A 23,448-nucleotide genomic window follows, 5' to 3' on the forward strand; every position below is an offset into this window, starting at 1 on the left:
ACTGCCCGCCGTGCTGATCGTGGGCGACAGTCTCGAGGCCATTTAGCGACTACGCGGAGTTCAAACTTCCAAGGATCAGGATCCTGGCGCCCACCAACGGCACGGTGCTGCCGGAAAACCTACGTTCCACGAAACGCATCTGCACCGCCGCTAAAGTTGTCAATAATGCGGTCGAATGATATGCGAATGTCTAGGGATCCCTGTGATGAGAGAATCCCCAGACATTCGCATACGTGATTCATATCGAATTTGTATTTCGATCGTACAAACCGTCATGCGGTTTCACACGATCGTCTGATCAAAGATCAAATACGGGCGATTAGTCGATCAGCGTGTATCCGTGGTTGGCGATCACGGACTTGAGCTTTTCGAGGTAGATCTCGGCGGCCTGCGAGAGCTTGGTGCGCTCGTTGGTGATCCAGCCGACCAGCATCTTCTCGTCGGATTCGAGCGGCACGGTCACGATCTTCTCGGAGTTGAGATCTTCGTTGTCGATGCCGGAGCAGACCGTGTAGCCGTTGAGACCCACGATGAAGTTGAGGATCGTGGCACGGTCGGTCACGTTGATCTGCTTGGGGGAGTACTCGGGCCAGACGGCCTCCTCGGCGAAGTAGAAGCTGCCCTCCTCGCCCTGCTCGTACTGGATCCACGGATAGGGCTTGAGGTCCTCCATGGTCAGGCTTTTGCGCGTGGCGAGCGGGTTGGACCGGGAGAGGAACACGTGCAGTCCCGCACGGAAGATCGGATGGAACTCCAGATGCTTCTCGCGCAGCAGCTTGCCGATCACGTCCTTGTTGAAGTCGGACAGGTAGAGGATACCGACCTCGGACTGCATGTTGGCCACCTGGTTGATGATGTCCTTGGTGCGGGTCTCACGGATGGTGAACTCGTATTCGTCGGACTTGATGGAGTTGATGAGCTCCACGAACGCCTCGACGGCGAACATGTAATGCTGCGTGGACACCTGGCACAGCTGCTTGCGCGGCTTGGCGTTCTTGTAGCGCTCCTCGAGCAGCGCGGTCTGGTCGAGCACCTGACGCGCGTAGGTGAGGAATTCGGCGCCGTCCACGGTCAGGGCGATGCCCTGCGAGGAGCGGGTGAAGATCTCGATACCCATCTCCTTCTCCAGCTCCTTGACGGCGGACGACAGCGCCGGCTGGGAGATATAGAGTTCGTGGGATGCCTCGTTCATCGAACCGCATTCGACGATCTTGACGATGTACTTAAGCTGAAGCAGTGTCATAAAATTTTATGATACCCAGAGGTATTGTCATCGATTGCGGTTATATCAGGGTCACTGCTGCTTCAACCCGTCGATCAACGTCTGCATGGCGTCGTTGGCGGGCAGCTCCACCACCTGCTGCACCTGATCGACCGTGCCGGGCACATGGAAGCGGCTGATGCCGTCCGTGCCGGAATAGTTCGCCGAACGGAATCCGTGCTTCTCCCACGCGAGTTTCCGCACATCGTTCGACCGCATGAGATCAAGCAGTTTGCTGCCCTTATCGTCGAGTGCAATGAACACGTGTGTGCTCCACACCGTCGGCGTGGGATAGGCGATGACCAGATCGTCCTTCACCTGCGCGTACATGTCCGGCTGGGTGGCCGCCAGATCGAGGATCTGACTCTCATAGCCGACCATCATCGGCTTGGAACCCACACCAAGCGTGAGGAACTGACTGAAACTGTCCTCGCTGCTGGTTTCCATCCACCCCGACTTGCGGAAGACGTCCTGCAGCACCGGCAGATCACGGTTGACACTGTCCACCGTGGCGGGCGTACCGCCGTTCATCACCGTGGCCAGCAGCGCCGCATACTCGTTGCCCGAATTGGACTTCACCGGATCGGTGGACTCGATATGGAACACGCCATACCCGTCCGGCCAACCCACATCGGTCCATGAACGGTTGTTCTGCATGGCGTCCACCACACGATTCATGTCCAACCGGTACACGCCAGAATCATCCTTCGACATGAGACCAGTGGAGCAGAGCGCATCCGCCACCTGACGATGCGTGTAGACGACGATCGGACTGTTGAACACGATATCCTGACGGCTCACGTCCACGCCCCGGCTCTTGCCATACTCGACGGCCGTGCGACTGGACGGAAACAGGTAATCCATGCCGGAACGGTCGGCGTCCATCATGTCCAGACTGCCGGCCTTGCGATACGACACCTCCAGGCCGGCGTTCCTCGCCAGCGTCTGGAAATCGGCGTCATCGAACAGGCCTGTCTTCTCGCCGCCGAGATAGCCGGTCACGGACACGGTCTGCACGGGCTTGGGGCGCGTCGCCTTCCACGCGATGCCGCCACACAGCACGATCACCGCTACAAGCAGTATGCACAATCCCACGATCCGGGATCTCGACAGGCGGGCCATCAGCCGTCCTTTCCGACCGGTGGTTTCAACGCAAACGGACGCTCCGGCCTTCCATATCCGCTTCCACAATACCGCCTGCTACAGTCCCCGCCGCTTCAGATCGGCGACGAGTCCCACATAGAATTCGCGCACATCGAAGCCGGCGATGTTCTCACGATTCAGATCGATCATATCGGCATGGGAGATCCCGCGATCCCCGGACGGCTCCATCCAGACGAACCGGTCGCCCCACGGGAACGACGGACGGGAGACCAGACCGTCATTGGGACCGTCAAACCATTTGACCAACGGGTAGGTGAAGTTCAACGGAAACTTGCCGGTGGTGGCATGCAACAGTCGTGAGCCCACGCTCTGACACACGATGCCGGGGAACGAATCCAGTCCGATGATCCGGTTGATGCGCTCGCAGCCGGCTTGGGTCAGATCGTGCACGGCGGCCATGAAATCCGGGTTGGAGTCTCCGAGCCTGGATGCGGCCGCATTGTACGAGGCCTCCACACGATGCTGCACGCCCTTGGGAATGGATCCCAGCAGATAGTCGGCGAACCCGCAGCCGCGATGCGGCGTGTTGATCGTGGTCAGCGAGGCCACATACTTGCCGACGTTCTCTCGCGCGATCGCCCAGCGCATGTCGAGCCCGCCCTTGGAATGCGCGATGACATTGACCTTGCCGCAACCGGTCTGTTCAACGATTTGACGAATACGTTCGGCAAGTTCCCTCGCGCTGTCGGCGACCGACGCGGCGGACTGATGATTCCCGTAGTACACGGTTGCGCCGTTGCGCTCCAATTCGGCGGGCACTCGACCCCAGTAGTTGAGGATGTTGGTGTCGCGGAAGAACACGCCGTGCACCAGTAGGATCGGATACCGGGTGGCACATACCCGTTCGGCGGCACGGGACTGGTTGAGTTGTTCCTTGGCCGTCTCGAACCGGACCTCCTCGCGTACGGTGCGGATGATCAGCCGCAGGGCAATGAGGTTCGCGATCGGGATCCACCCGCAGACGACACCGATGACACGGATCCTCAATCCCAGCTGCACGCTCGTCAGGTACACCGTGACGATACCGATCCAGAAGATAACCGATTCGATCGCCACCACGGCCGCTAACGAGCCGAGCCATGCCGGCCAGTCATGCGGCAGCATCACGAACGCCGCAACGACCAGCGCGAGCGTTGCGATAAGCGTTGTCCACCAGAAGATTCGGAGCATCGTCACGCCGAACCGGCAGATATGCAATCTCGCCGGAATTCGAACTTGTGTCTTCGAGGATCCCACACGTCCCCCTTACCTCATCGACATCTTCATCCTACCGTTGCGCAAGGGCAATGAGGGACTGTCTCGTTCAGTGTGTAACTGATGGTTTGGTTATTGGCTCTTGCCGGTCGAGTCCAGCGGCTGGACTGTCAGGTACGGGCATCTCAGGGTGGCCCTCTCGTCGGGAGTGCTTCCGATGTCTTGCGATTCCGCGGCCTCACAACCGGTGATCAAGACCAGTTGCACACTTTCCAGAACAGCCTCTCTTCTGCCGAGGTTGCGCTTCCTGCATGAGGGCTATGCTGTTGGGTATGACGGTGTTCGATGTTGAGCCGGTGTCGGTGATGGAGTTCAGTCTGTTGTTCCGGGATGAGGACTGGGACCGAGAGCGTGATCTGCTCCGCCGGAGCCGTGATCTGTATGAGCGTGGCGGGTTGCGTCATGCGACGGAGACGGATGGCGTCTGGCGCGCGGATGTGGTCGATCCGGGTCATGGCATGAGGGTGTTGGAGCGGGTGGCCGTGCGCGTAGCGGACGGGATGATCACGGGCATGGCGTGCTCCTGTACGGGAGACAAAGTGCCGAGGTGCGTGCATGCGCAGGCGCTGTGTTTCCTGTTGTTCTACCGGCATCGGTATCGTTCCCATGGGAAAGTGATCGTGCCGCGTGAGGTCACGCCGATGGTGGAACGGTATGTGTCTGACCGCCTGTACTCGTGGCCGCCGTACAATGAGGCGGGGGCCGTGGCCGATGGTTTGGAGTTGCTGCTGGGGTTGAAGCGGCGTTCCTGGAACGGTGGGGTCGACTGGTTGTGGGAGCGGTGGCTGTCCAATGGGCGGTTCAGCGGCCTGCTGGGCAATTGTCTGCCATCGGTCACCGATCTGATCGACATGGACAGTACGTCTTGGCCGCGCTATGAGAGTCCCGATCTTGACGGGGTGCTGCCGCATGGCTGGCTCACGTTGCTGGAGAGCATGTACGAGCTGTTGGGGGACGTGGACCGGCTGTCCCGCCTGTATGCGGTGTATATCGCGCAGGGAAGTCTGCCGCAGGACGTGCGCTACGTGGATCGGCTGCGTTGGATGCTGTCCGGCTCGCGTGAGGCGGATTCCAAGCTGAATGCGCTGGTCGATGAGATCATCCGCTGCTACAAGCCGCCGAAGGACAAGCAGTGTCGTGACCTGCCGAACCTGGCATATGAGCATCTGCTGCGCGTGTTCGGCCTGTCCGACGAGGCCGCCGCCTACTGCGACTGTATCCGTGACGTGGATAGGGATTGCGTGGACCGGCTTCGGGAGACCATCGCGATCGACCACCCGGAATATGAGCAATCGTTGCGAGCGCGCGTCGGTGACTGGCGGCAACGCTATGACGACAGGCTGGACCTCGACATGGACATGTTCCGGCTTAAAGTGAAAAAGCTCGTGCCGATGTTGTCGGTGAACGGCTATGTGGATCCCATCGTCGCCGACTGCGTGGAACTGCTCAAAGCGGCGGCCAGGGGATCGAAGGCCATGTTCCGCCTCACCGTCAAACGACGCTTCGATGATGTGGGGCGCGCGACAATGTGCCGTGACCTGATCGCCATCATCCGTGCGGATACCAGTCAGGGGGATCTCGATAAAAGACGGCGCGCGATCCTTGGCAGGGCGCTCGAGGGCATGGAATCGTATGCGGATCCGTTGGCGCGGACGTTCATTGTCGAGGACGACCTTCAGATCTTCACGGCGCCGGTCGACAGGGAGACGCTGCGGCGCGAGCGGCCGCGGGACTTCCGAGAGGCGCTGCACTGGGTAGACGCGGTCGACGGCACGCCTCTGACAGGTGACTACGACAAGGATCTGGAGATCATCCAAGCTAGGCTTGTCGAACGACTCGAACAGCGGAAAACTGAGACCGCGATCAGGGAAGGACTCGACGATGAGGTTATGCCGGACGTCGGCTCCGAGCGGACGGATCATGTCGCCGCCCTGCGCGTGGATCTCGACAAGCGACTGAGGATGATGTATGGGGACCGGTATGGTCTGGATGGGACCGTGTTCGACACGTCCGACCTGTTCCTTCCCGCGCTCACCATCGGCCAGAAGGCGAAATGGCGTCGGATGACGGTCGGCCAGCTCGGCCTGTGCGCCGCCGAATACGTGCTCCGCGCCAGTGGCACAGTTCCGGAGTGGGTGTCCCGTCTGTCCCGGTGCCTTGCCGCGAAAGGTTTGAAACAGCTTGTGGAGCAGGAGCTCGAGCGTATGATCGACGCCGCCGGGTTCATGGACCTCCACCAGTCCGAAACCGACACGGGCATTCGAACCGCGCTCAGCCTGCTCCGGGACGAGCCGCAACCGGACTTGCAGGAATGCCATACCCGGCCCGATCACGGGCTGGCGATGCGACTCCTCACGGACACCTTGGAACACATCAACCCCGGTTTCGAGGCATCGGACCGGCATGATGCCGCATCAGTCGCCCAGAGTTTCGCGGAATACGGTCCCGTCGACAAGGAGCCATGGCGCACCCAAGACCTGCTGGACATGCTGGTGATCCTCGCCGACACACCCGACCAAGTCGTCGAGGCGCTCAGAGGAAAGCCCGGCCAGGATGGGCTCGCCGCGATGCTTCAGGACAAGCTCCAGGACACGTACACGCTGTTCCAACAGGCACGGTACGAAAACGACTCTGCCGACGACTTCGCGGAAAAGGACTCCCTATCCGACACTATCAACCTCGTATTGTCCCTGCTCGACGACGCCAGCATACGACTGCGGGAACTCCGGACACAGGGAGAGCAATCCTAGATCCGTCCTGCGATACGCGGAAGTATGGGCTCATGACGGATGAGCCCATGCCGGTGTGTCGCATTCCATCCCATCAACATTCATCGGATTGGGTGTTGCCTAGGTGCTAGGTATCCCCAGAGTTGCGTGTACCGTGAACCTCCTCATCGGTCCCTGTCCCGAGGCGGTCGCTGATCCCCATGATTGCCGGCGGTGTCAGGGTATTCAGGAGATGGGAGGAGGGGAAGTCCCTAGGTGCAGGAGGTGAAGGAGAGCCATCTGACACTGACCCTCCCGCGATAGATCGGACTCACCTGTTTAACAAGAGCCGGCGCCTTGCCTACTGATTCCAGTGTATCGTCCGCTCGTGAGGGACGGCGATACCTTAGGCCAAGTTCCTAGGCGTTATGCTTGTCCTCGGGTTATTGGCATAACGCCGCTATTTCGTCCAGGACTTCTCCCTGTCGGGCCATGTCTCGGCGATAATCGTGTCTAGGGCCTTGCGGATGCCAACAAGATCATCGGCAAACTGTTCCATGACCTTTTTGTACGGCTTGGTGGCCCATTGTGGGTCTCCGCCGGGATAGAACTCGATCGCGGCAAGCTGGGCGACACGTTTGTCTTTGTCTGTACTGGGAAGCTTCCTATTTTCACGGAGAGTCCACCCGTGCGGATCGTCCTTATGCCCATCGTTCAACAGGTCCAGAAGACGCTTCTTTAGTATTTCGCGCGTTCTCGGATACACTGCACTGTGCCATTTAAGATAGGCATTCCATTCTGTTGTGGTCATTTTGCCGGCCGATTTGTATTCGGCCATGTCCACGCCCTGCAGGGCAGGTGCGACCTCCTCGGGCTGAATGTCTGAATCAAGCTGGATTGACAGATGGACCTTGCCGGAGGTCCTGATGAGCTGCGATTCGACGATCGTCTTCAACGCGACCGCACCGACGTTCGGATTGCCGGGAAGCTTCTCCACGATCCACGGGCCGTGCAATCGGTTCAAGTACATCTGGAACGGTTTCCTGTCGCGAGCATCACCGACGTGCCACGTTTCTGGTTCACGCTGTCTCAGCTCTTTGCGCAGCAGCTTTTCCGTCATGGTGCCATAGGCGTGGATGCACAGGCGTTCGAGCATACTCTTGGTCTTGTCGTCCAGTTCGGTATTATCGCAAAGCTGCGTGTAGGTCTCCGCGAAATGTCTGGCCGTGCCGTCGTCATCCCAGACCTCGTTGATACGTTTCAGCCAACTGCCGACCGTGTCATGGCAGTACAGATCGATGAGCGCACACAGCAATTTCTCATCCAAAGACTCACCTTTTTGGGCGAGTTCCCCGAGACGACCATCTGGATCGAGATCCTCGAACCGACACTGTCTGAAGTCAAAAATTTCATCTTCCGACTCCTTGACCAATGTGAGTAGTGTGCCTGACCAGTCAAGAGGTGTATCGTCTGCCAACTTGGGATACGTCTGACGAGCGGCGTCGCGCAGCAGGGCGCCATCCTGACGATCACACAATTTACAGTACAGCTCGGTCTGCGTCTTGCCGTCGTAGTCGTTCTGTCGTGCCCCGCACTTGCCCTCGACGATCAGCACATGAATCATAGGATCGCCATCCACGCGATAGACGCAGACCACATCAAACCGGACGCTCTTCCCTTTGCCCCGTCCGGATGCGGGCTTGTCGTATTCGACCAAAATCTCCGGTTTCGCACCAAGAATTTCCAATCCTGACTTGTCACGATCCGATAGACGAGCCAGAAGAAGATGTGCATACTCATCATTGCTATTGAGCACACTCGCCGTCAGACGGGTCACCCACGTCTCCTGCGTACAAGCGAACCGAAGAAAATCGGAATACTGATTGGGCATGGAAGGCCTTTCTTCTTGCCGGAAATATCGGGACTATTATCCCTCAATGGTCCGCGGTAGTGGACTCGTAGATCAGCAGATGAACAGAGCCTGATTCTGTGGGCTGGTTTTCAATCCAATGCCTTGATGGGTGACGATGTCATAGTTGGCGCATCATCATACGGAAGCCGTGATGGTCTCACGATAACCATCGTTGTGTTGGAAAGACAGACTTATTCCCGCTTGTCGGGAACCGCGTATGTACCCCGTGCTTACCGGATGCTGATGTTGGCCTCCTCCCATGAGGGCAGCACTCGTTGTGCCGGTGGGGCGGCGAGGCGTTTGGTGATGGCCACGGCGGCGCCCTTCACCAGGGCGACGACCCGGTCCGAGGGCATGGACTCCGCATTCATCACGACGGCGATGGCGGCGACCACCGCGCCCGTTTTGTCGACTATGGGCGCGGCCACGGAGTGCACGGGCGCCCCGTCGGGGGTGAACAGGGCCACGCCGTTGCGGCGGATTATGTCGAGTTCCCGATGGACCGCGGCGACGCTGGGGCGTGGGGAGTCGAAGCTTGGCCAGGTGAAGTCGTCGTGGTCGACCACCTCGCTGATCAGCGCGGGGTTCGCGTAGGCGAGTAGCACGCGTCCCACCGCGGTCGGGATGGGTGGCATGGAGTCGCCGATGTGGTAGTAGATGGGCAGTTTCTGCTTGCCGTCTCGGCGGTCGATGATCGTGACGTTCGGGCCGTCGAGCACGGCGAGCTGCACGTGCATGCCGGTGATCCGGTTCAGCTCGTCCAGGCAGGGCGAGGCGTCCTCGCGGATGGACAGCAGGGGTCGGGCCAGTTGGGCGAGCTCCATGAGATGCATCCCGATGGAGTACTCGCCGCCGCGCAGTCGCTCCACCACGCCGTGGCGTTCCAGATCGGCGAGGATGCGGCTGGTCGTGCTGACCGGCAGACCGGAGCGCGAGGCCAGTTGGGTGAGGTTTAGTCGTGGGGTTTCGGAGGTGAAGCAGTCGAGGATCGCGAACACGCGGTCCACCATTCCGGAGCGCGTGCGGCGTCCATCGTCCCTGTAGGCCTCGTTGTCTGTTCCCATGGCATTCGAGTCTAGTCGCATCGCCCATGGTTTTCCACTGGGTGGGAAAATCGGGTCTTTTCCCATCCAGTGGAAACCGGGGCCGTTTGCTGACTGCCGGTCGGGCAGAATCGGAGTCAACAGCTGAAACGCATAATCCGCGTCCGATGCAATGACCGCGTCGGGCGTATCCGAAACGGCGGCGCCGTCCACGCCACAGGCGGACACGGCGTCGATCCGTCGCAGGAACAATGATGTCCGGACGAAGGAGAACGCATCATGGCTGCACCGTCAACCGTCACCGAGAACGAGGCCATCCACCGGGCGCAGGAGGAGGACTACCGTCGCGTGGTCGCCGAGTACGGCGATCCGAAGCGCACCATCGCGCTGATCCTCATCGCCGCCATCGGCATGTACATCATGTGCATGTCCCTGGGAACCTGTCTGTCGCTGCGCATCGCCGCGCTGGCCGACGGCCCGAACGCCATGGACGACGCCACGCGCAACACGATCTACAGTTCCATCACCGCGCTCGGCGCGGCCATCAACATCGTCGCCCAGCCGTTCATCGGCGCCCTGTCCGACCGCACCACCAGTCGCTGGGGACGCCGCAAGCCATGGATCGCCGGCTGCCTGATCGTCTCGGTGATCATGATGCTCGGCGTCGGACTGTTCACGAACGCGATCGGCATCGGCATCTGCTACTGCCTTGGTCTGATGATGATGCAGTGCGGTTTCTCGATCTACTCGGTCATCCCGGCCGAGGGCGTGCCCGACAAGTACCGCGCCCGCGTGATGGGATTCATGGGCATGTTCGGCGCCCTGGCCACCTCGTTCGGCTCCTACCTCGCCGGCGCGCTCGTCCGCTGGCCGATGCTGCTCATGGCCACGCCGGTCGCCCTGGGACTGATCACCTCGATCCCGCTGCTCGTCCTGTACAAGGACCCGCACAAGACCCGGGCGGAAGTGCCTGCGGGCAGGGCCAGCGACGTGTTCCGTGGCCTGTTCTCCGGCTTCAAGGCCCGCGACTACATGTTCGTGTGGATCACCCGCGTGCTGTCCGGCTTCACGATCGCCGCGCTGTTCAGCTACTTCACCTACTACCTCATCGACAAGCTCGACACCCCGCTGACCTCGGTGGGCGCCGCGGCCGGCACGCTCACGCTCATGTCCGCGCCGGTCAGCGTCATCTTCTTCACCGTCTCCGGCTGGATCTCCGACAAGATCGGCCGCCGCAAGCCCCTCGTCGTCATCGCCGGCATCTGCATGGCCGTCGCCCTCGTGCTGGCCGGCACCTCCCACGGATTCGTGCAGTTCGCGATCGCCTGGGAGCTGTTCGCGGTCGGTCAGGCCATGTACCTCACCGTCGATCTGGCGCTGTGCGTGGCCGTGCTGCCGAACAAGAAGGACACCGGCAAGGACATGTCCATGTTCTCGGTGGCCCTGTCCATCGGTCAGGCCGCCGCCCCCGCCTGCGCCCCGTTCTTCATCAACATGGGCGCCGGACAGAACTACCTGCTCTACTGGTGCGTCGCCGCGGTCCTCGCCTTGGTCGCCGCCGCCATGATGCCCCTCGTCAAGGGCGTTAAGTAAACACCCAGCCCACCGCGGACAATCAGACATCAACGAATACCAGGGTCCCGCCCAGTGCGGGGCCCGCTTCGGAAAGGAACACTCTCATGAAGGTCGTGGACGTACGCTTCGGACACCATCGCGCATCCGACACGGTCATCGGATTCGACGACCCCACGCCGTCCCTGTCCTGGCGCGTGCAGGACGCGCCGGCCGGCTGGCACCCGACACGGGCGAGGATCGAGGTGACCGATCGGAACGGCAACGCGCGCGTCCACGAGATCGACGACGCGGACGGCGTGCACGTGCCGTGGCCAGCGGCCCCGCTTTCCCCGCTGGAGCATGCCACGGTCAGGATCGGTGCCCTCGATGCCGACGGCGCATGGTCCGCATGGTCGGATCCCGCCACCGTGGAATGCGGGCTACTGGACAAGGCGGACTGGCGCGCCGTGCCGGTCACCCCGAGCCCGTCCGTCGGCCGGGAGGATCCCGCACCGGTGCTGGTCCGACGGTTCACCGTTGGGCCGGACGCCCGTGACGCGCGACTGACGATCACCGTGGGCGGCATCCTCATCGCCTACATTGATGGCCGACGTGTCGGTCGCGACGAGCTGGCGCCCGGATGGACCGAATACGACAAGCGCATCACCGCCTCCACCCATGACGTCACCGACATGCTCACGCCGGGCGAGCACGAGATCTCGGTCGTGCTCGGCAACGGCTGGTGGCGCGGCAACCTCACCTGGGCCATGCGCACCAACGTGTACGGCGACGACCTGTGGCTGCTCGCCGACCTCAGGTGGACGGACGCCGACGGCACGCACGCGGTCGGCACCGACGAGACCTGGACGTGGCGCGCATCGAACATTCTCGCCAACGACCTGTATCAGGGACAGGACACCGACACCCGTCGCCCGCCTCTCGGCGATCCCGACGACGAGCGGCCGGTGCGTGCGCTGCCCATGCCCGAGGCGAGGATCGTGCCACGGACGGTCCCGCCGGCACGCATCATCGACGAACTGCCCGCACAGGAGATCATCACCACGCCGTCCGGCAGGACCATCATCGACTTCGGTCAGAACGCGACCGGATGGGTGAGGCTCACCGTACGCGGTGGCAGGGCCGGCGACACGGTCACCCTGCGTCACGCCGAGGTCCTCGAACACGGGGAACTGGGCGTGCGCCCCCTGCGGGGTGCGAAAGCCACCGACACGTTCATCCTTGACGGCTCGCCCGAACAGATCCTCGAACCGCAGCTCACCCAGCACGGCTTCCGCTACGCCGAGATCCAGGGCGTGACCGGGCTCGCACCCGAGGACGCGACGCTGCGCGTATTGTCCGCGGACATGGACCGGCTCGCCAGGTTCGACTGCTCGGACCCGCAGGTCAACCGCCTGTTCCTCAACGCGGTGTGGAGCACCATCGGCAACTTCATCACGATCCCCACCGACTGCCCGCAGCGCGACGAACGCCTTGGATGGACCGGCGACATCGCCGTCTACGCGCCGACCGCCACCCGGCTCATGGACTGCGCGGGATTCCTCGCCTCATGGCTGACCGACGTGGAATCCGACCGAGGTGAAGATGGCGGCATTCCCGTCGTCGTGCCCCAGGTGCTCGACGGCCCGCAGCTGACCTGCGGATGGGGCGACGCCGCGGTGCTGGTCCCCTGGGCCATTTACGAGACCACCGGCGACACCGGGGTCTTCGCCGACAACATCGCCATGATGGACGCGTTCATCGACGGCGTGGACGCCCTCACCGGAGGCACGCACATCTGGGCGGGTGGATTCCAGTTCGGCGACTGGCTCGATCCGACCGCCCCGCCGGACAACCCCGGCGGGTCTAAGGCCGACCCCGACGTGGTCGCCACCTCGTACTTCGCCCACTCCACGCGTCTCGTCGCCCGCGCGCACGAAGCGCTCGGCGACACGGAAGGCGCCCGCCGGTACGCCAAGCTGGCCGACGAGATCGCCCGCGCGTTCCGCGACGAATACGTGACCGCCGGCGGACGCGTGCTGTCCGACTGCGCCAGCGTGTACGCGATGGCCATCGCATGGGACCTGCTCGAACCCGGCCGCCAGTCCACGGGTGCGGCCGACCGGCTCGCCGACATCGTGCGCACGACCGCGTTCCGCGTATCCACCGGATTCCTCGGCACCCCGCTCGTCTGCCCCGCCCTCGCCAGGAGCGGGCACATGGACCTGGCGATGCGACTGCTGCTCGAACGCGGATGCCCCAGCTGGCTGTACCCCGTCACCATGGGCGCCACGACCGTGTGGGAACGCTGGGACTCCATGCTGCCCAACGGCGACATCAACCCCGGCGAGATGACCTCGTTCAACCACTACGCGCTCGGCGCCATCGCCGGATGGCTCATCAGCGGCGTGGCGGGCCTGTCGATCATCGAACCCGGATACCGCACGGTCGGATTCACCCCACGGCCCACCGGCGACCTCAGCCACGCGACCGCCAGCCAGACCACCCCGTACGGCACGATCGACACCGCATGGCGAGTCGAGAACGACACGATGAGCGCGACGATCACCCTGCCCGCCGGCATCACCGCCGAGGTGACCCTGCCCGACGGCACCCACGCCACGGTCGGCCACGGCACCCACACGTGGACCATCCCGTTCATCAGGCCGGAACGCCACGTCGCCACGATCCGCGATCTGATCGACGACAGGCCCCTGTTCGACGATCTGCGCGACGCACTGCGCCGGTGCGGCAACCCGATGTACGCGGGCGACGACGCGGACGCGGTATTCGCCGCCAACGCCAGGGCCTACCTCGACGATCCCGTCAGCGAACTGCCCACCGTCGCCTCGGCACGCGGCTACTGCCCGATGCCCGACCTCATCGTCAACGCGACCGACAGGTTCATGGCCGAACATCACCTGTAACCCAACCCACCAGAACATCAGAGACGACACACAACCAGAAGGAGCACCAATCATGACCACCGGCAGCACGGCACAGTTCCCCGACCACTTCCTGTGGGGAGTATCCTCCGCGGGACACCAGATCGACGGCGGCGACGAGCACGCCGACACCACCTTCCTCGAACACGTCACCCCCAGTGTCTTCAAGGAGCCCGCCGGCCTCGCCGACAACAGCTGGAACATGTGGCAGACCGACCTCGACCTCATCCGGGACCACGGGCTCAACGCCTACCGGTTCTCCATCGAATGGTCCCGCATCGAACCCGAACAGGGCAAGGTGAACACGGCGGCCCTCGACCACTACGAGCGTCAGATCGACGCCTGCCTCGAACGCGGCATCACCCCCGCGATCACGCTCAGCCACTTCACCGCACCCGACTGGTTCGCACGCCGGGGCAGCTGGTTCAACCCCCAGGCCGCGGACTGGTTCGCCGACGAATGCACCCGCGTCATGCGGCGCATCGGCGACCGCGTCGCCCTCGCCGTGACCTTCAACGAGCCCAACCTGCCCCACATCCTCGCCATGGGAGGCCTGCCCCCGGAGGCCATCGAACTGCAGCGCGCCTGCCTCGACGCCGCATCCGCCAAGGCCGGTGTCGAACGCTACCGCGCCGGCAACGTCGCCATCCCCGAGGAATTCGACGAACTCGAGAACGGGTTCAAGAAGGCCCACCGCGCCGCGGTCGCCGCCATCCGCGCGGTCGCACCCACGGTCCCGGTCGGCCTGTCCCTGTCCGTGATGGACGACACCTACGTGACCGAACACGGCCGCGAACTGTGCCGGCAGAAGCGCGACGCCTGCTACGGCACCTGGGTCGACGCCGTTCAGGGCGACGACTTCATCGGCGTTCAGAACTACGAGCAGCTCGTCTTCGGCGACGACGGCATCATCCCGCCCGCCCCGGGCGAGCCCGTCAACGGCATGGGCACCGCATTCCGACCCGAATCCCTCGCTCACTCCGTCATCTACATCCACGAACTGACCGGACTGCCGATCGTGGTCACCGAACACGGCGCCTCCACCGACGACGACACCCTGCGCTGCAAGTTCATCGAGGACTCCCTCGCCCAGTTCGCCCACATCGTCCGCGACGGCGTACCGGTCAAGGGCTACTTCCACTGGACCCTCATGGACAACTTCGAATGGATCTCCGCCTACGACTCCCGACTCGGCCTGTGCTCCGTAGACCGCGAGAACGGCACCTTCGCCCGCACGCCCAAGCCCAGCTTCGCCGTCTACCAGCACATCGTCGAAACCACCGTGCTCTGACCGCAGCCCACACTCCCCGCGAAGCCGCGCCAATCAACCGTTGGGATATCACCGATATCCCAACGGTTGCCACGCCTTACGTCGTTATGGGTTTCGACAATGGAATGACGTGGCCACCGCACGATGCGAACAATCGTTTTCATGGCTGGAAGTTTCGATAATGTCTAACCTACGCTCAGACGACGCGTACCGTCGTCTGAGCCGTAAGGTCGTTCATCGTCGCAAAACGGGCAGCAATTCTCCCGACGATGACACCTCCGTGCGATCCACTCTGATCAAATCATTCGAGAACGGGCGGGAGAGACGTTCATCCTGCCGGACCCACCGATTCCCGGCTTTTATTGATGCCTGGGGGTGAGTCGGGAAGAAGCGAGTGACTGAACCGCAGAAACAACGGAAGCCCCTTACGTCTATTAACAGCTTTCTCGGAGCGCGTTCGGCGCTCGCCGGCCCATGCATCTTGATATCCCGATGAGCAACAAAAAACCGGCACCCCTTGGGGATGCCTTGTGGGGCTATAGGAACCAAACGTGGTGTTTATGACCGGGGTTTGGCCTTGTAGCAGTAGGCGTGTCGGGGTGGTTTTAATGCGTTGTCGTGTTAAAGACCGCCGGTCCGGCCGTCCGGTGCCTGTTCGATGGGTGCATGAGGACGAAGTCGAAGAGGGACCGGCTGTGCCCGGTATGCGGAAAACCGATGAGGAAGAACGGAAGAACGAAGGCCGGCTCCCAACGCTGGAAATGCACGGACTGCCGCCGCCGATCGTCAGGCATCACACGGTGATGGCGGACGGCACGTACATGAACCACGGCTGGTGCCTGATCGTGGCGGTCGACGGCGAGACGGGCGAGGTGTTGGGCTTCCAGTGGTGCGCGCACGAGTCGAGGGCCGCCTACATGGCGCTGTTCTCGCGCATCCCCGCCCCGGACGTGCTGATCACCGACGGGCTGCGCGGCGCCGAGACGGCCTGTGGCGACGTATGGCCGGATACGAGGATCCAGCGATGTCTGGTGCACGTGCAGCGCAACACCCGCGCGGATCTCACATCGAGGCCCAGGCTCGATGCGGGCAAGGAGCTCAAGAAGCTCTCCGACCGGCTCACCAGGGTCCATGACGCCGAGCGGGCGGCCCGGTGGGGCGAGGCGCTCAACGCATGGCATCTCAGGTGGGGCGGTTTCATCAACGAGCGTACCTTCGCGAAGGACGATCCGACGAACCCGAAGGCCACGCGCCGGGAGTGGTGGTGGACCCACCAGGAGGTCAGACGCTGCTACCGGCGGCTGGAGAGACTGTTCCGCGAGGGCAGGCTGTTCGCGTTCCTGGAGCCCTCGCTGACCGCCGCGGGCCCGGTGGCGCGCACCACGAACCGTTTTGAGGGCGGCGTCAACTCGCCGCTCAAGCACGTGCTCCTCGACCACCACGGGCTGCCCGAGGAGCATATGAGACGTGCCTGCGAATGGGTGTGCTACATGAAAAGCGGATCCCCGGACCCCAAGTCGCTGATCAGCCCCGAACACCGGAGTCCGGCACGACCATCACCGGCCGAAGAGGACGGCGACGACGACGGCGCACCAAAATACGGCACCGGGGTCAGCTGGGACGAGTTCCACACCCATGCCGAGCGGCGATTCGACTACTGACCATCGCGGCTTCCACGTATCTCTGAACCGGCGTCATGCGCACTGGACGCATAGACGCCGGCATGACGCAAATTATCGAAACGCTATTGCAGCTCGTCCAGATCTCATCCAATCTTGCCGAGGCATTCGGTAACGGCATCACCGGCGGACACTGGCTGCCACTCGTCGCCGCTATTACGGAACCGCTGCTGTTTGTCCTCCGGCTCCTTGAGATAGGCAAACACCCCGCCCGCCACAGTGCCCGTCACAGGAACAAACGCCATGCAAGGACAGGACGTGGCCGTCACTCAGAACGGAGATAAGACAAACCTAAAACACCACAAAAGTTCCTATAGCCCCCCAAATTCCTGAGTGTATTGTCTCGAGACATGCGTCAAGCATGCCCCGAGACAATACACTCGAAAACGGAGGTTTACGGACACTGTTCGGCCGAACCGGTTTCCGTCTCCGAAACGCCGGGAAAAAGTGTCTCAAAACGGATACGCGAGGGTCAGCGCTGCCGGCCGACCACCTACCTGCAGAAGGACGCGCTGGAACCGGCCGGGTATGATCGGCTGTAACCAGCGCGATCGTGGCGACAAGCGTCGTCTACCGGAAGATTCGGAGTATCGTCACGCCGAACCGACATACGCGCAGCCGCGCCGGCCATGGGGGAGGATGGTCGTCGAATATGAATGAAGGTTCCGTCCTGCGAAATGACAGAGCGGAACCTTCGGGTGGGTAATGGTCAGGCGGGATTACTCGTGATCAAAGCGGACGCGGGTGAGCACGCATCCGGTGCCCACGAGCATCATGATCGCGGTGAGACCGAGCATCGCCTCGGACGTGACACCAGTGGCGGCGAGCGGACCGTATTCCTTGATGACGGTCGTGGGTGCATCCACGGTCTTTTCGCTCTTGCCGGTGGCGGCCGTGGAGCTCGTGGTGCCGCCGGTCAGGTTGTCGACCTTCGACTGTGCGCTGGTCTGCGCGTGCTGCGCGTTGTCGGCGTCGGTCTGGGCCTGGTTCCTGTCCTGCTCGGCCTGGTCGGCCTTGTGCTGGGCATCCTGCTGGGCCTTCCTGGCGGCGTCGAGTTCCGCGTCGGACGCGGTCTTGTCCGCCAACGCCTTGGCGTACGCGGTCTTCGCGGTCTCGAGCTCCTTGTCCGCCTGCTCCTTGGCCTCGGTCGCCTGATCGAGCTTGGTTTGGGCGTTCTCGGCGGCGGTCTGGGCCTTGGCGAGAGCCGTCTTGGCCTGGGCGAGCGTGGTCTTCGCGGTCTCGGCGTTCCTCAGGTCCGTGTTCGCCTGGCTGATCTGCTGGTCGGCCGTGCTGATCGCGGTCTGGGCCTGGCTGATGCGTGTCTGGGCGGCGTCCACGCGCGCCTGCGCCTGGGCGACCTTCTCGTCGGACACGGTCTTCGCCGTCCGGGCCGCTTCGAGCGTCTTGAGCACGGCCGTCCTGTCGGCGGTGGCCTGGTCGAGACGCTTCTGGGCGTCCGCCTTCGCGGTCTTGGCCTGACTGATGCGCTGGTCGGCGGTGGCGGCCGCCTCCTTGGCGGATTCGGCCTTGGCCTTGGCCTGGTCGATGCGTGTCTGCGCGTCCGCGACCTTCCCGTTCGCCTGGGCGAGTTTGGTCTGGGCGTTCTTGGCGGCGGTCGTGGCCTGATCCGATTCCTTCCGGGCGGTTTCAGACGCCGTCTTGGCCTTCTCGTACGCCTCGGCCTTCGACTTCTGGTCGGCCTTGGCCTTCTCCAAAGCCTGCGCCTTATCGGCGTTGGCCTTGACGGCCTCGTCGTACGCCTTCTGCGCGGCCGCGAGCTTCTCGCGTGCGGTCGTGGCGGCCTGGGTCTTCTCCGCGAGCGTCGCCTTCGCGCTCTCCGCCTCGGCCGTGGCCTTGGCGGCCTCGTCCCTGGCCTGCTCGGCCGCCTGGGCGGCCTTGTCGGCGGTGGCCTGCGCGGCCTTCCAATCACCGCTCGCGTTCTCCAACGCGGCCTTCCACGCGGTCAGATCCGCAATGTAGTCATCCACGCTCATCACACGGTCCGACGTGGCCAGACTGCCCTGAGAGCCGGTATGGAACTCCTGGCTGGCGGGCTCGTAGCCACCATTCACGCCGCCGGCGACACCCGTGCCGGTGATCGTGTACGACGGGTTGATGATGTTCAGATAGTGGCCGACGTTCTGATAGATGTCGGGATACTTCTGATACAGCTGGTATGCGGTCAGGCCCTTGATCTCGGGATGGTCCTTGACGGCCTGCTCGTACGTGGCCTTCTCCTTCGTGTACCATCCGGCGAATGCGGAATCCGGGGAGGTGCCGTACCCCCAGTACAGGTTCTCACCCACGTTGTAGCGGTTGTACTGCTGGGAATGGTAGCCCACATGGGTCTGCGCGTAGTCGGCGTTGGCCTGGCCCATCGCCATGAGCGTGTCCGACACCTTCAACGGTTCGAGCCCCTCGGAGGCGCGGATCTCGTTGCACTTCTTGATGTACTCCAACGCCTTGAGCATGTTGTCGATCGAGGTGGCGTCGTTCTTGTCGCCGTTGTGGATGAACTGGAGGTACTGCGTGTAGGTGCCGTCCGTGAGGATCTTGTACGCGTGCTGCGCGTCCTTGTCGAGATAGTAGGTGCTGGCGCCCTGCTGCAGCTTCTGATCCGCGCTGTCGGCGACCGTCTTCTTCGCGTCCGCCGTGGCCTGCGCCTGGTCGGCCTCCTGCTGCTTGGCCGACGCGTCGGCCGTCTTGTCCGCCTTCGCCTGGTCCGCCGCCTTCTGAGCCGCGTCCGCATCGGACTGGGCCTGCTCGGCCTCGCTGGCGGACTTCTTGGCGGCCTCCAACTGGGCGGCGAGGTCAGCGAGCCCGCCGTCCTCCTTCTCCAGATCCGCGACCTTCTGGTCGGCAGCATCCTTGTCCGCCTTGGCGGTGTTCTCATTGTCGAGAGCGGTCTTCAGGTCGGCGAGCTTGTCGGCGGCCGTCTTGTCCGCTTCGGTCTTCTCCGCAGTGGCCTTGTCGGCCTCCGTCTGGGCGTTCTGCTTGTCCGTTTCGGCGGTCTTCTGCTCGGCTTCGGCCTCGGCGACCGTCTGATCCACCGTCGCCTTATCCTGCTCGGCCTGCGACTGGTCGGCCTCGGCCTTCGCCTTGTCCTGCGACGCCTGCTCGGCCTGCGACTGCGCCTGATCGGCCTGAGACTGAGACTGATCGATGGTCTGCTGATGCTGATCCGACTCCGCCTGAGCCGCCTGACGATCCGACTCCGCAGCCGTCTTATCCTGTTCGGCCGACTGCTTCTCGCCCTCGGCCGACTGCTTGGCCGACTGCGCCTGATCGATGCGCTGCTGGGCGTCGGCCGCGCTCGCGGCCGCACTGTCCGCCGCCTTCTGCGCCGATTCGGCCGACTGCTGCGCCTGCTGCAGATTCTGCTGGGCGGCCGTATTCTCCTGCTTCGCCTGCGACTGGGCCTGCGACGCCTGATCCGCCTGCGACTGGGCCTGATCCAGTCCCGACTGCGCCTTGCTCAGATTCTCGGCCGCCTGATCGGCCTTCGCCTGCGCGTCGGCCACGCTGGTCGTCTTCGTGGACTGTGCCGCGACCTGGGAATCCTGTTCGGAGGAAACCTCGTCGGCCATCGCCATCGTCGGCGCACCCAGAGAGGCGACCGCAACCGTCGCCGCCACCGACATCTTCAGCGTCTTATTCATGTCCGCTTCCTTTCACTGCTCTTCATGCGCGCACCACATGTCGATCAGACGTCCGACATTGCACGCATAATCAGCAACATACCCCCCCCCTAATGACGGACAAGGGGGAGTGGACCACATAATCTCACCATATGAAAGCGGCAAACAAAAACGCCGACCCCGTAAACGGTGCCGGCGAGCCATATGTCATTTGCGACGTTACGGCGGACTACTTCACTCCACCGTTCTGATAGTCGATGTTGTAGCCGTTGGCGGTGTTGAATACGATCACGTGCTGGTCGATCGAACCGTCGGACGTGCGGATGTCCACGCTCACCGTGCGCGGCAGCAGCTCGGAGCCCTCATAGTTCGGCGTGGCCATGTACTCCACGGTGCCGTTCGGATTGTCGTCCAGCCAGTCACGCGCCTCGGTCTCCGTGTACGCCATGCCGCCGGCCGGCTGGTTCTTGCCCACGTTCTGGGTTCGCGTGCCCGTCACCATGTTCTTCTCCGCATCCTCGCCGCCAAGGCTCTTCGCCAGCAGATGGCTGCGATTGAACAGATAACCGCGATACGACTTGCCGCCGCCCAGATCGATCGTCACCTTCGGATTGGGACGGGGGTAGCCGGCGATCGTCTCGGGCATGTCGCGCTCGCGGGCGGAGCCGCTGTCGCGCAACTGCTTGTCGATCACGCCGACGACCATACCGGCGCGACCGTACGAGTCGAGGCCCGTGTAGCGGATCTCGCCCTTGGCGGGCATGGTGCCGGCGTTGGCGAAGTCGGCCTTGCCGGAGACCACGTAGTAGTCGGGGTACTGCTGCTGCGACCAGACGATGGCGTTGGGGGAGTCCGCGGACTGGTTGTCGGACAGCGTCGGCGTGCTGCTGGACGACAGCGACTGGGTAAGTTCGTCGAGGCCCCGGCTGACGGAATCCGTGTCGGCCGAGCATCCCGCCAGGCCGAACAGGAATGCGATGGATAGAATCGACGCGACCGCGCGCGTCATGATGGATCGTACATGATTGGAGATGTGCATTCGAGTAAGTCTAGGTGGATGGATGTTTCCGGGCTTTCGAACATCACGGTTCCTTCACGTATAAGCATGCCATCACCCGACTGCGACGGTGTGGAGATCGATGATAGAAAATGTGAGAAATACGGTGACCTATGTGCGAATCGACGGACGTTGGCGATCGGTGTTGAGCGTTTTTCGATATCTGGAGAATGCTCGATAAATCGTTGAAAACATTGTGTTTTCTGATTGCTAATTTGAGAAGATGTGCTATACTGAAAGCGAAGGTTGGAAATGATCAACCAAGGAAAATCGAACATGATGACGTGTTCGATTTGAGTCCAAGGATGGTTGGTTTTCCGATCTTCCGGAACCCGCGAGGACGCGGCGAATGAGGATAATGGAACAGATAACAGAACAGGGAAGCCGTCCACGCAACGCGATGAGAATGAATGGATGATTCGGACGGCATGAGGCGCGGCGAACGAGGAGAACGAGAAGCAGATGAACGGATATGTGAGGCCGCGCGGAGGATGACCGGGCAAGGACGCCCGACGATAACTGAATATGGATAATCCAACGGACGAGACCGCTCGTCCAATAACTGAAGGAAAGGCGATATGGAAACAAATCAGCCATGAGACCCCGGGGTTTGAAACACTAGCTCCGGGGTCTCGTTTATGCTCCCGCGTCACAACCCCTCCGCGGATGACCCCATGCCACAATACGGATGCACCCCTTGGAATCATTGCCGTTTCGCCGGCTCTTCGTTGTCCCGTAGGAGTGGGGATAATGGGCGGCATGAGAGCAAACACTCGTGCGCGCGGCAGTCGTGCGCCCATCATTGTGATCTCTGTCATCGGCATCGTCTTGGCGGTGATCGTGGCACTCGGACTGATGTTCTGGCATTCGGCGGCGACGGTGGGGGAGTCCGTGCGTCAGGCGGGCGGCTATGCACGTCAGGCACAGTCCAGCTTCAAGGACGGTGATCTGAAGACGGCGCTCAAACAGCTGGACCGTGCCGGCGCCAGCGTGGAGGACGCGCACCGTGAGGCGGAGACGCCGATCTGGCGTATCGCGTCCGTCGTACCGTACTACGGGTCGGATGTCACGACCGTGCGCGGCCTGCTGTCGGCCGGTGCCGATGCGTCCGCCAACGCGCTGCCGAAGATCGAATCGGCCGCCGACGGCACACTCGTCGACACGGATCTCGGCAGCCTGTTCCAGGGGACGTCGTGGAGCGATGGGACGCTGTCCATCCCGAGGATCCACGAGGCCAAGACGGACATCCAGGATGCGGCCGACGTCATGGCGCGGGTGAAGACCACCATCGACGATCTGCCGGAAACGCATGTCCAGCAGGTCACCGACGCGGTGGATCAGGCGAAGGATTCCGCCGCGCAGGCGTCCGACGCGTTGGATTCGCTCGGCACGATGCTCTCGCACATTCCCGGCTGAGGCCGCGGAGCCCGACGAAGACGAACGAGGACCATATCACCGCTCTCCGTTGCGGGCGCGAATACGATGAAGGGTCCGGCATGACGCGTATGTCATGCCGGACCCTTTTTCCATGCCGATCATGCGATTCCGTGATCAGCTCGGTCGGGCGGCCGCCGGTGTCGTGGCCGCTCCGATCCGCTACTCGCGTACGAGGCGAATGTTCTTCACACCGTCCTTGTTGCTGCGACGGTACAGCACGAAACGGTGGCCGATCACCTGGACCAGGTCGGCGTGCAGGCGTTCGGCGAACAGTTCGCCGGCCTCCTTGGCGGTGTATCCGCAGCCCTCCAGCAGCGTGCACTTGATCAGCTCGTGCGATTCCAGGCACTCGTCGGCCTGGGCGACGGACGCATCGGTGATGCCGTTCTTGCCGACGATGAGTTCCGGGTTCAGCTGCTGGCCCATGGCGCGCAGCTGCTTGATCTGCTTCTTGGTCAATGCCATATGAACGTGGTCTCCTTCATGTGCGGGCGTCCCTGCATGCAACGCGGTCCCGCATCCTTACTGT

Annotated in this window: 13 protein-coding genes and 1 pseudogene; 6 read left to right on the plus strand and 8 right to left on the minus strand. The window is 62.7% G+C overall.

The window, feature by feature from the left end:
• Nucleotides 1-319: 319 nt before the first annotated feature.
• The 3 genes from Tam10B_RS01100 to Tam10B_RS01110 all read right to left on the minus strand — a co-directional run bounded on the left by Tam10B_RS01100 (nt 320) and on the right by Tam10B_RS01110 (nt 3,595).
• Nucleotides 320-1,243, minus strand: coding sequence for a LysR family transcriptional regulator (locus tag Tam10B_RS01100; RefSeq protein ID WP_093959444.1), 924 nt, complete (start codon nt 1,241-1,243; stop codon nt 320-322).
• A gap of 51 nt (nt 1,244-1,294) precedes the next feature.
• Nucleotides 1,295-2,383, minus strand: a complete 1,089-nt coding sequence (locus Tam10B_RS13440; RefSeq protein WP_233133524.1) for a hypothetical protein — start codon at nt 2,381-2,383, stop codon at nt 1,295-1,297.
• A gap of 78 nt (nt 2,384-2,461) precedes the next feature.
• On the minus strand, nt 2,462-3,595 hold the full coding sequence (locus Tam10B_RS01110) for an esterase/lipase family protein (RefSeq protein WP_093959720.1): 1,134 nt from the start codon (nt 3,593-3,595) through the stop codon (nt 2,462-2,464).
• Nucleotides 3,596-3,939: 344 nt separating this feature from the next.
• Here Tam10B_RS01110 and Tam10B_RS01115 point away from each other — a divergent pair, with 344 nt between their 5' ends.
• Entirely contained in the window at nt 3,940-6,429 is a 2,490-nt protein-coding gene (locus Tam10B_RS01115) for a hypothetical protein (RefSeq protein ID WP_143248490.1), read from the plus strand.
• Between the two features lie 418 nt (nt 6,430-6,847).
• Here Tam10B_RS01115 and Tam10B_RS01120 read toward each other — a convergent pair whose 3' ends face one another.
• Both Tam10B_RS01120 and Tam10B_RS01125 read right to left on the minus strand, forming a co-directional pair.
• Nucleotides 6,848-8,224 carry a hypothetical protein gene (locus Tam10B_RS01120; RefSeq protein ID WP_143248491.1) on the minus strand — a complete coding sequence of 459 codons (1,377 nt, stop codon included), beginning with the start codon at nt 8,222-8,224 and terminating at the stop codon, nt 6,848-6,850.
• Nucleotides 8,225-8,529: 305 nt separating this feature from the next.
• On the minus strand, nt 8,530-9,363 hold the full coding sequence (locus tag Tam10B_RS01125) for an IclR family transcriptional regulator (RefSeq protein WP_158214085.1): 834 nt from the start codon (nt 9,361-9,363) through the stop codon (nt 8,530-8,532).
• A 258-nt stretch (nt 9,364-9,621) separates the two neighbouring features.
• On the opposite strand from Tam10B_RS01125, the gene Tam10B_RS01130 reads away from it, so the two are divergent.
• The 4 genes and pseudogenes from Tam10B_RS01130 to Tam10B_RS01145 all read left to right on the plus strand — a co-directional run bounded on the left by Tam10B_RS01130 (nt 9,622) and on the right by Tam10B_RS01145 (nt 16,769).
• The gene (locus tag Tam10B_RS01130; protein WP_093959448.1) at nt 9,622-10,935 is read left to right on the plus strand and encodes an MFS transporter; all 1,314 of its coding nucleotides are present in this window, start codon (nt 9,622-9,624) and stop codon (nt 10,933-10,935) included.
• Between the two features lie 86 nt (nt 10,936-11,021).
• On the plus strand, nt 11,022-13,820 hold the full coding sequence (locus Tam10B_RS01135) for an alpha-L-rhamnosidase (protein WP_093959449.1): 2,799 nt from the start codon (nt 11,022-11,024) through the stop codon (nt 13,818-13,820).
• 52 nt (nt 13,821-13,872) lie between these two features.
• On the plus strand, nt 13,873-15,129 hold the full coding sequence (locus Tam10B_RS01140) for a glycoside hydrolase family 1 protein (RefSeq protein WP_093959450.1): 1,257 nt from the start codon (nt 13,873-13,875) through the stop codon (nt 15,127-15,129).
• A gap of 645 nt (nt 15,130-15,774) precedes the next feature.
• Nucleotides 15,775-16,769 (plus strand): annotated as a pseudogene (locus Tam10B_RS01145) (IS1249 family transposase).
• A gap of 737 nt (nt 16,770-17,506) precedes the next feature.
• Here Tam10B_RS01145 and Tam10B_RS01150 read toward each other — a convergent pair.
• Together Tam10B_RS01150 and Tam10B_RS01155 are read right to left on the minus strand one after the other, a co-directional pair.
• Entirely contained in the window at nt 17,507-20,446 is a 2,940-nt protein-coding gene (locus tag Tam10B_RS01150; protein ID WP_093959451.1) for a CAP domain-containing protein, read from the minus strand.
• Between the two features lie 208 nt (nt 20,447-20,654).
• Nucleotides 20,655-21,434 carry a DNA/RNA non-specific endonuclease gene (locus tag Tam10B_RS01155; RefSeq protein ID WP_143248492.1) on the minus strand — a complete coding sequence of 260 codons (780 nt, stop codon included), beginning with the start codon at nt 21,432-21,434 and terminating at the stop codon, nt 20,655-20,657.
• 807 nt (nt 21,435-22,241) lie between these two features.
• On the opposite strand from Tam10B_RS01155, the gene Tam10B_RS01160 reads away from it, so the two are divergent.
• A complete protein-coding gene (locus Tam10B_RS01160; RefSeq protein WP_143248493.1) occupies nt 22,242-22,898 on the plus strand; it encodes a moaA protein in 657 nt (218 codons plus the stop codon).
• A gap of 180 nt (nt 22,899-23,078) precedes the next feature.
• On the opposite strand, the gene Tam10B_RS01165 is transcribed toward Tam10B_RS01160, so the two are convergent.
• Nucleotides 23,079-23,384, minus strand: coding sequence for a YhbY family RNA-binding protein (locus Tam10B_RS01165; RefSeq protein WP_093959454.1), 306 nt, complete (start codon nt 23,382-23,384; stop codon nt 23,079-23,081).
• Between the last annotated feature and the right edge of the window lie 64 nt (nt 23,385-23,448).

The organism is Bifidobacterium vansinderenii, assembly GCF_002234915.1.
In the GTDB taxonomy this organism is placed as follows: domain Bacteria; phylum Actinomycetota; class Actinomycetes; order Actinomycetales; family Bifidobacteriaceae; genus Galliscardovia; species Galliscardovia vansinderenii.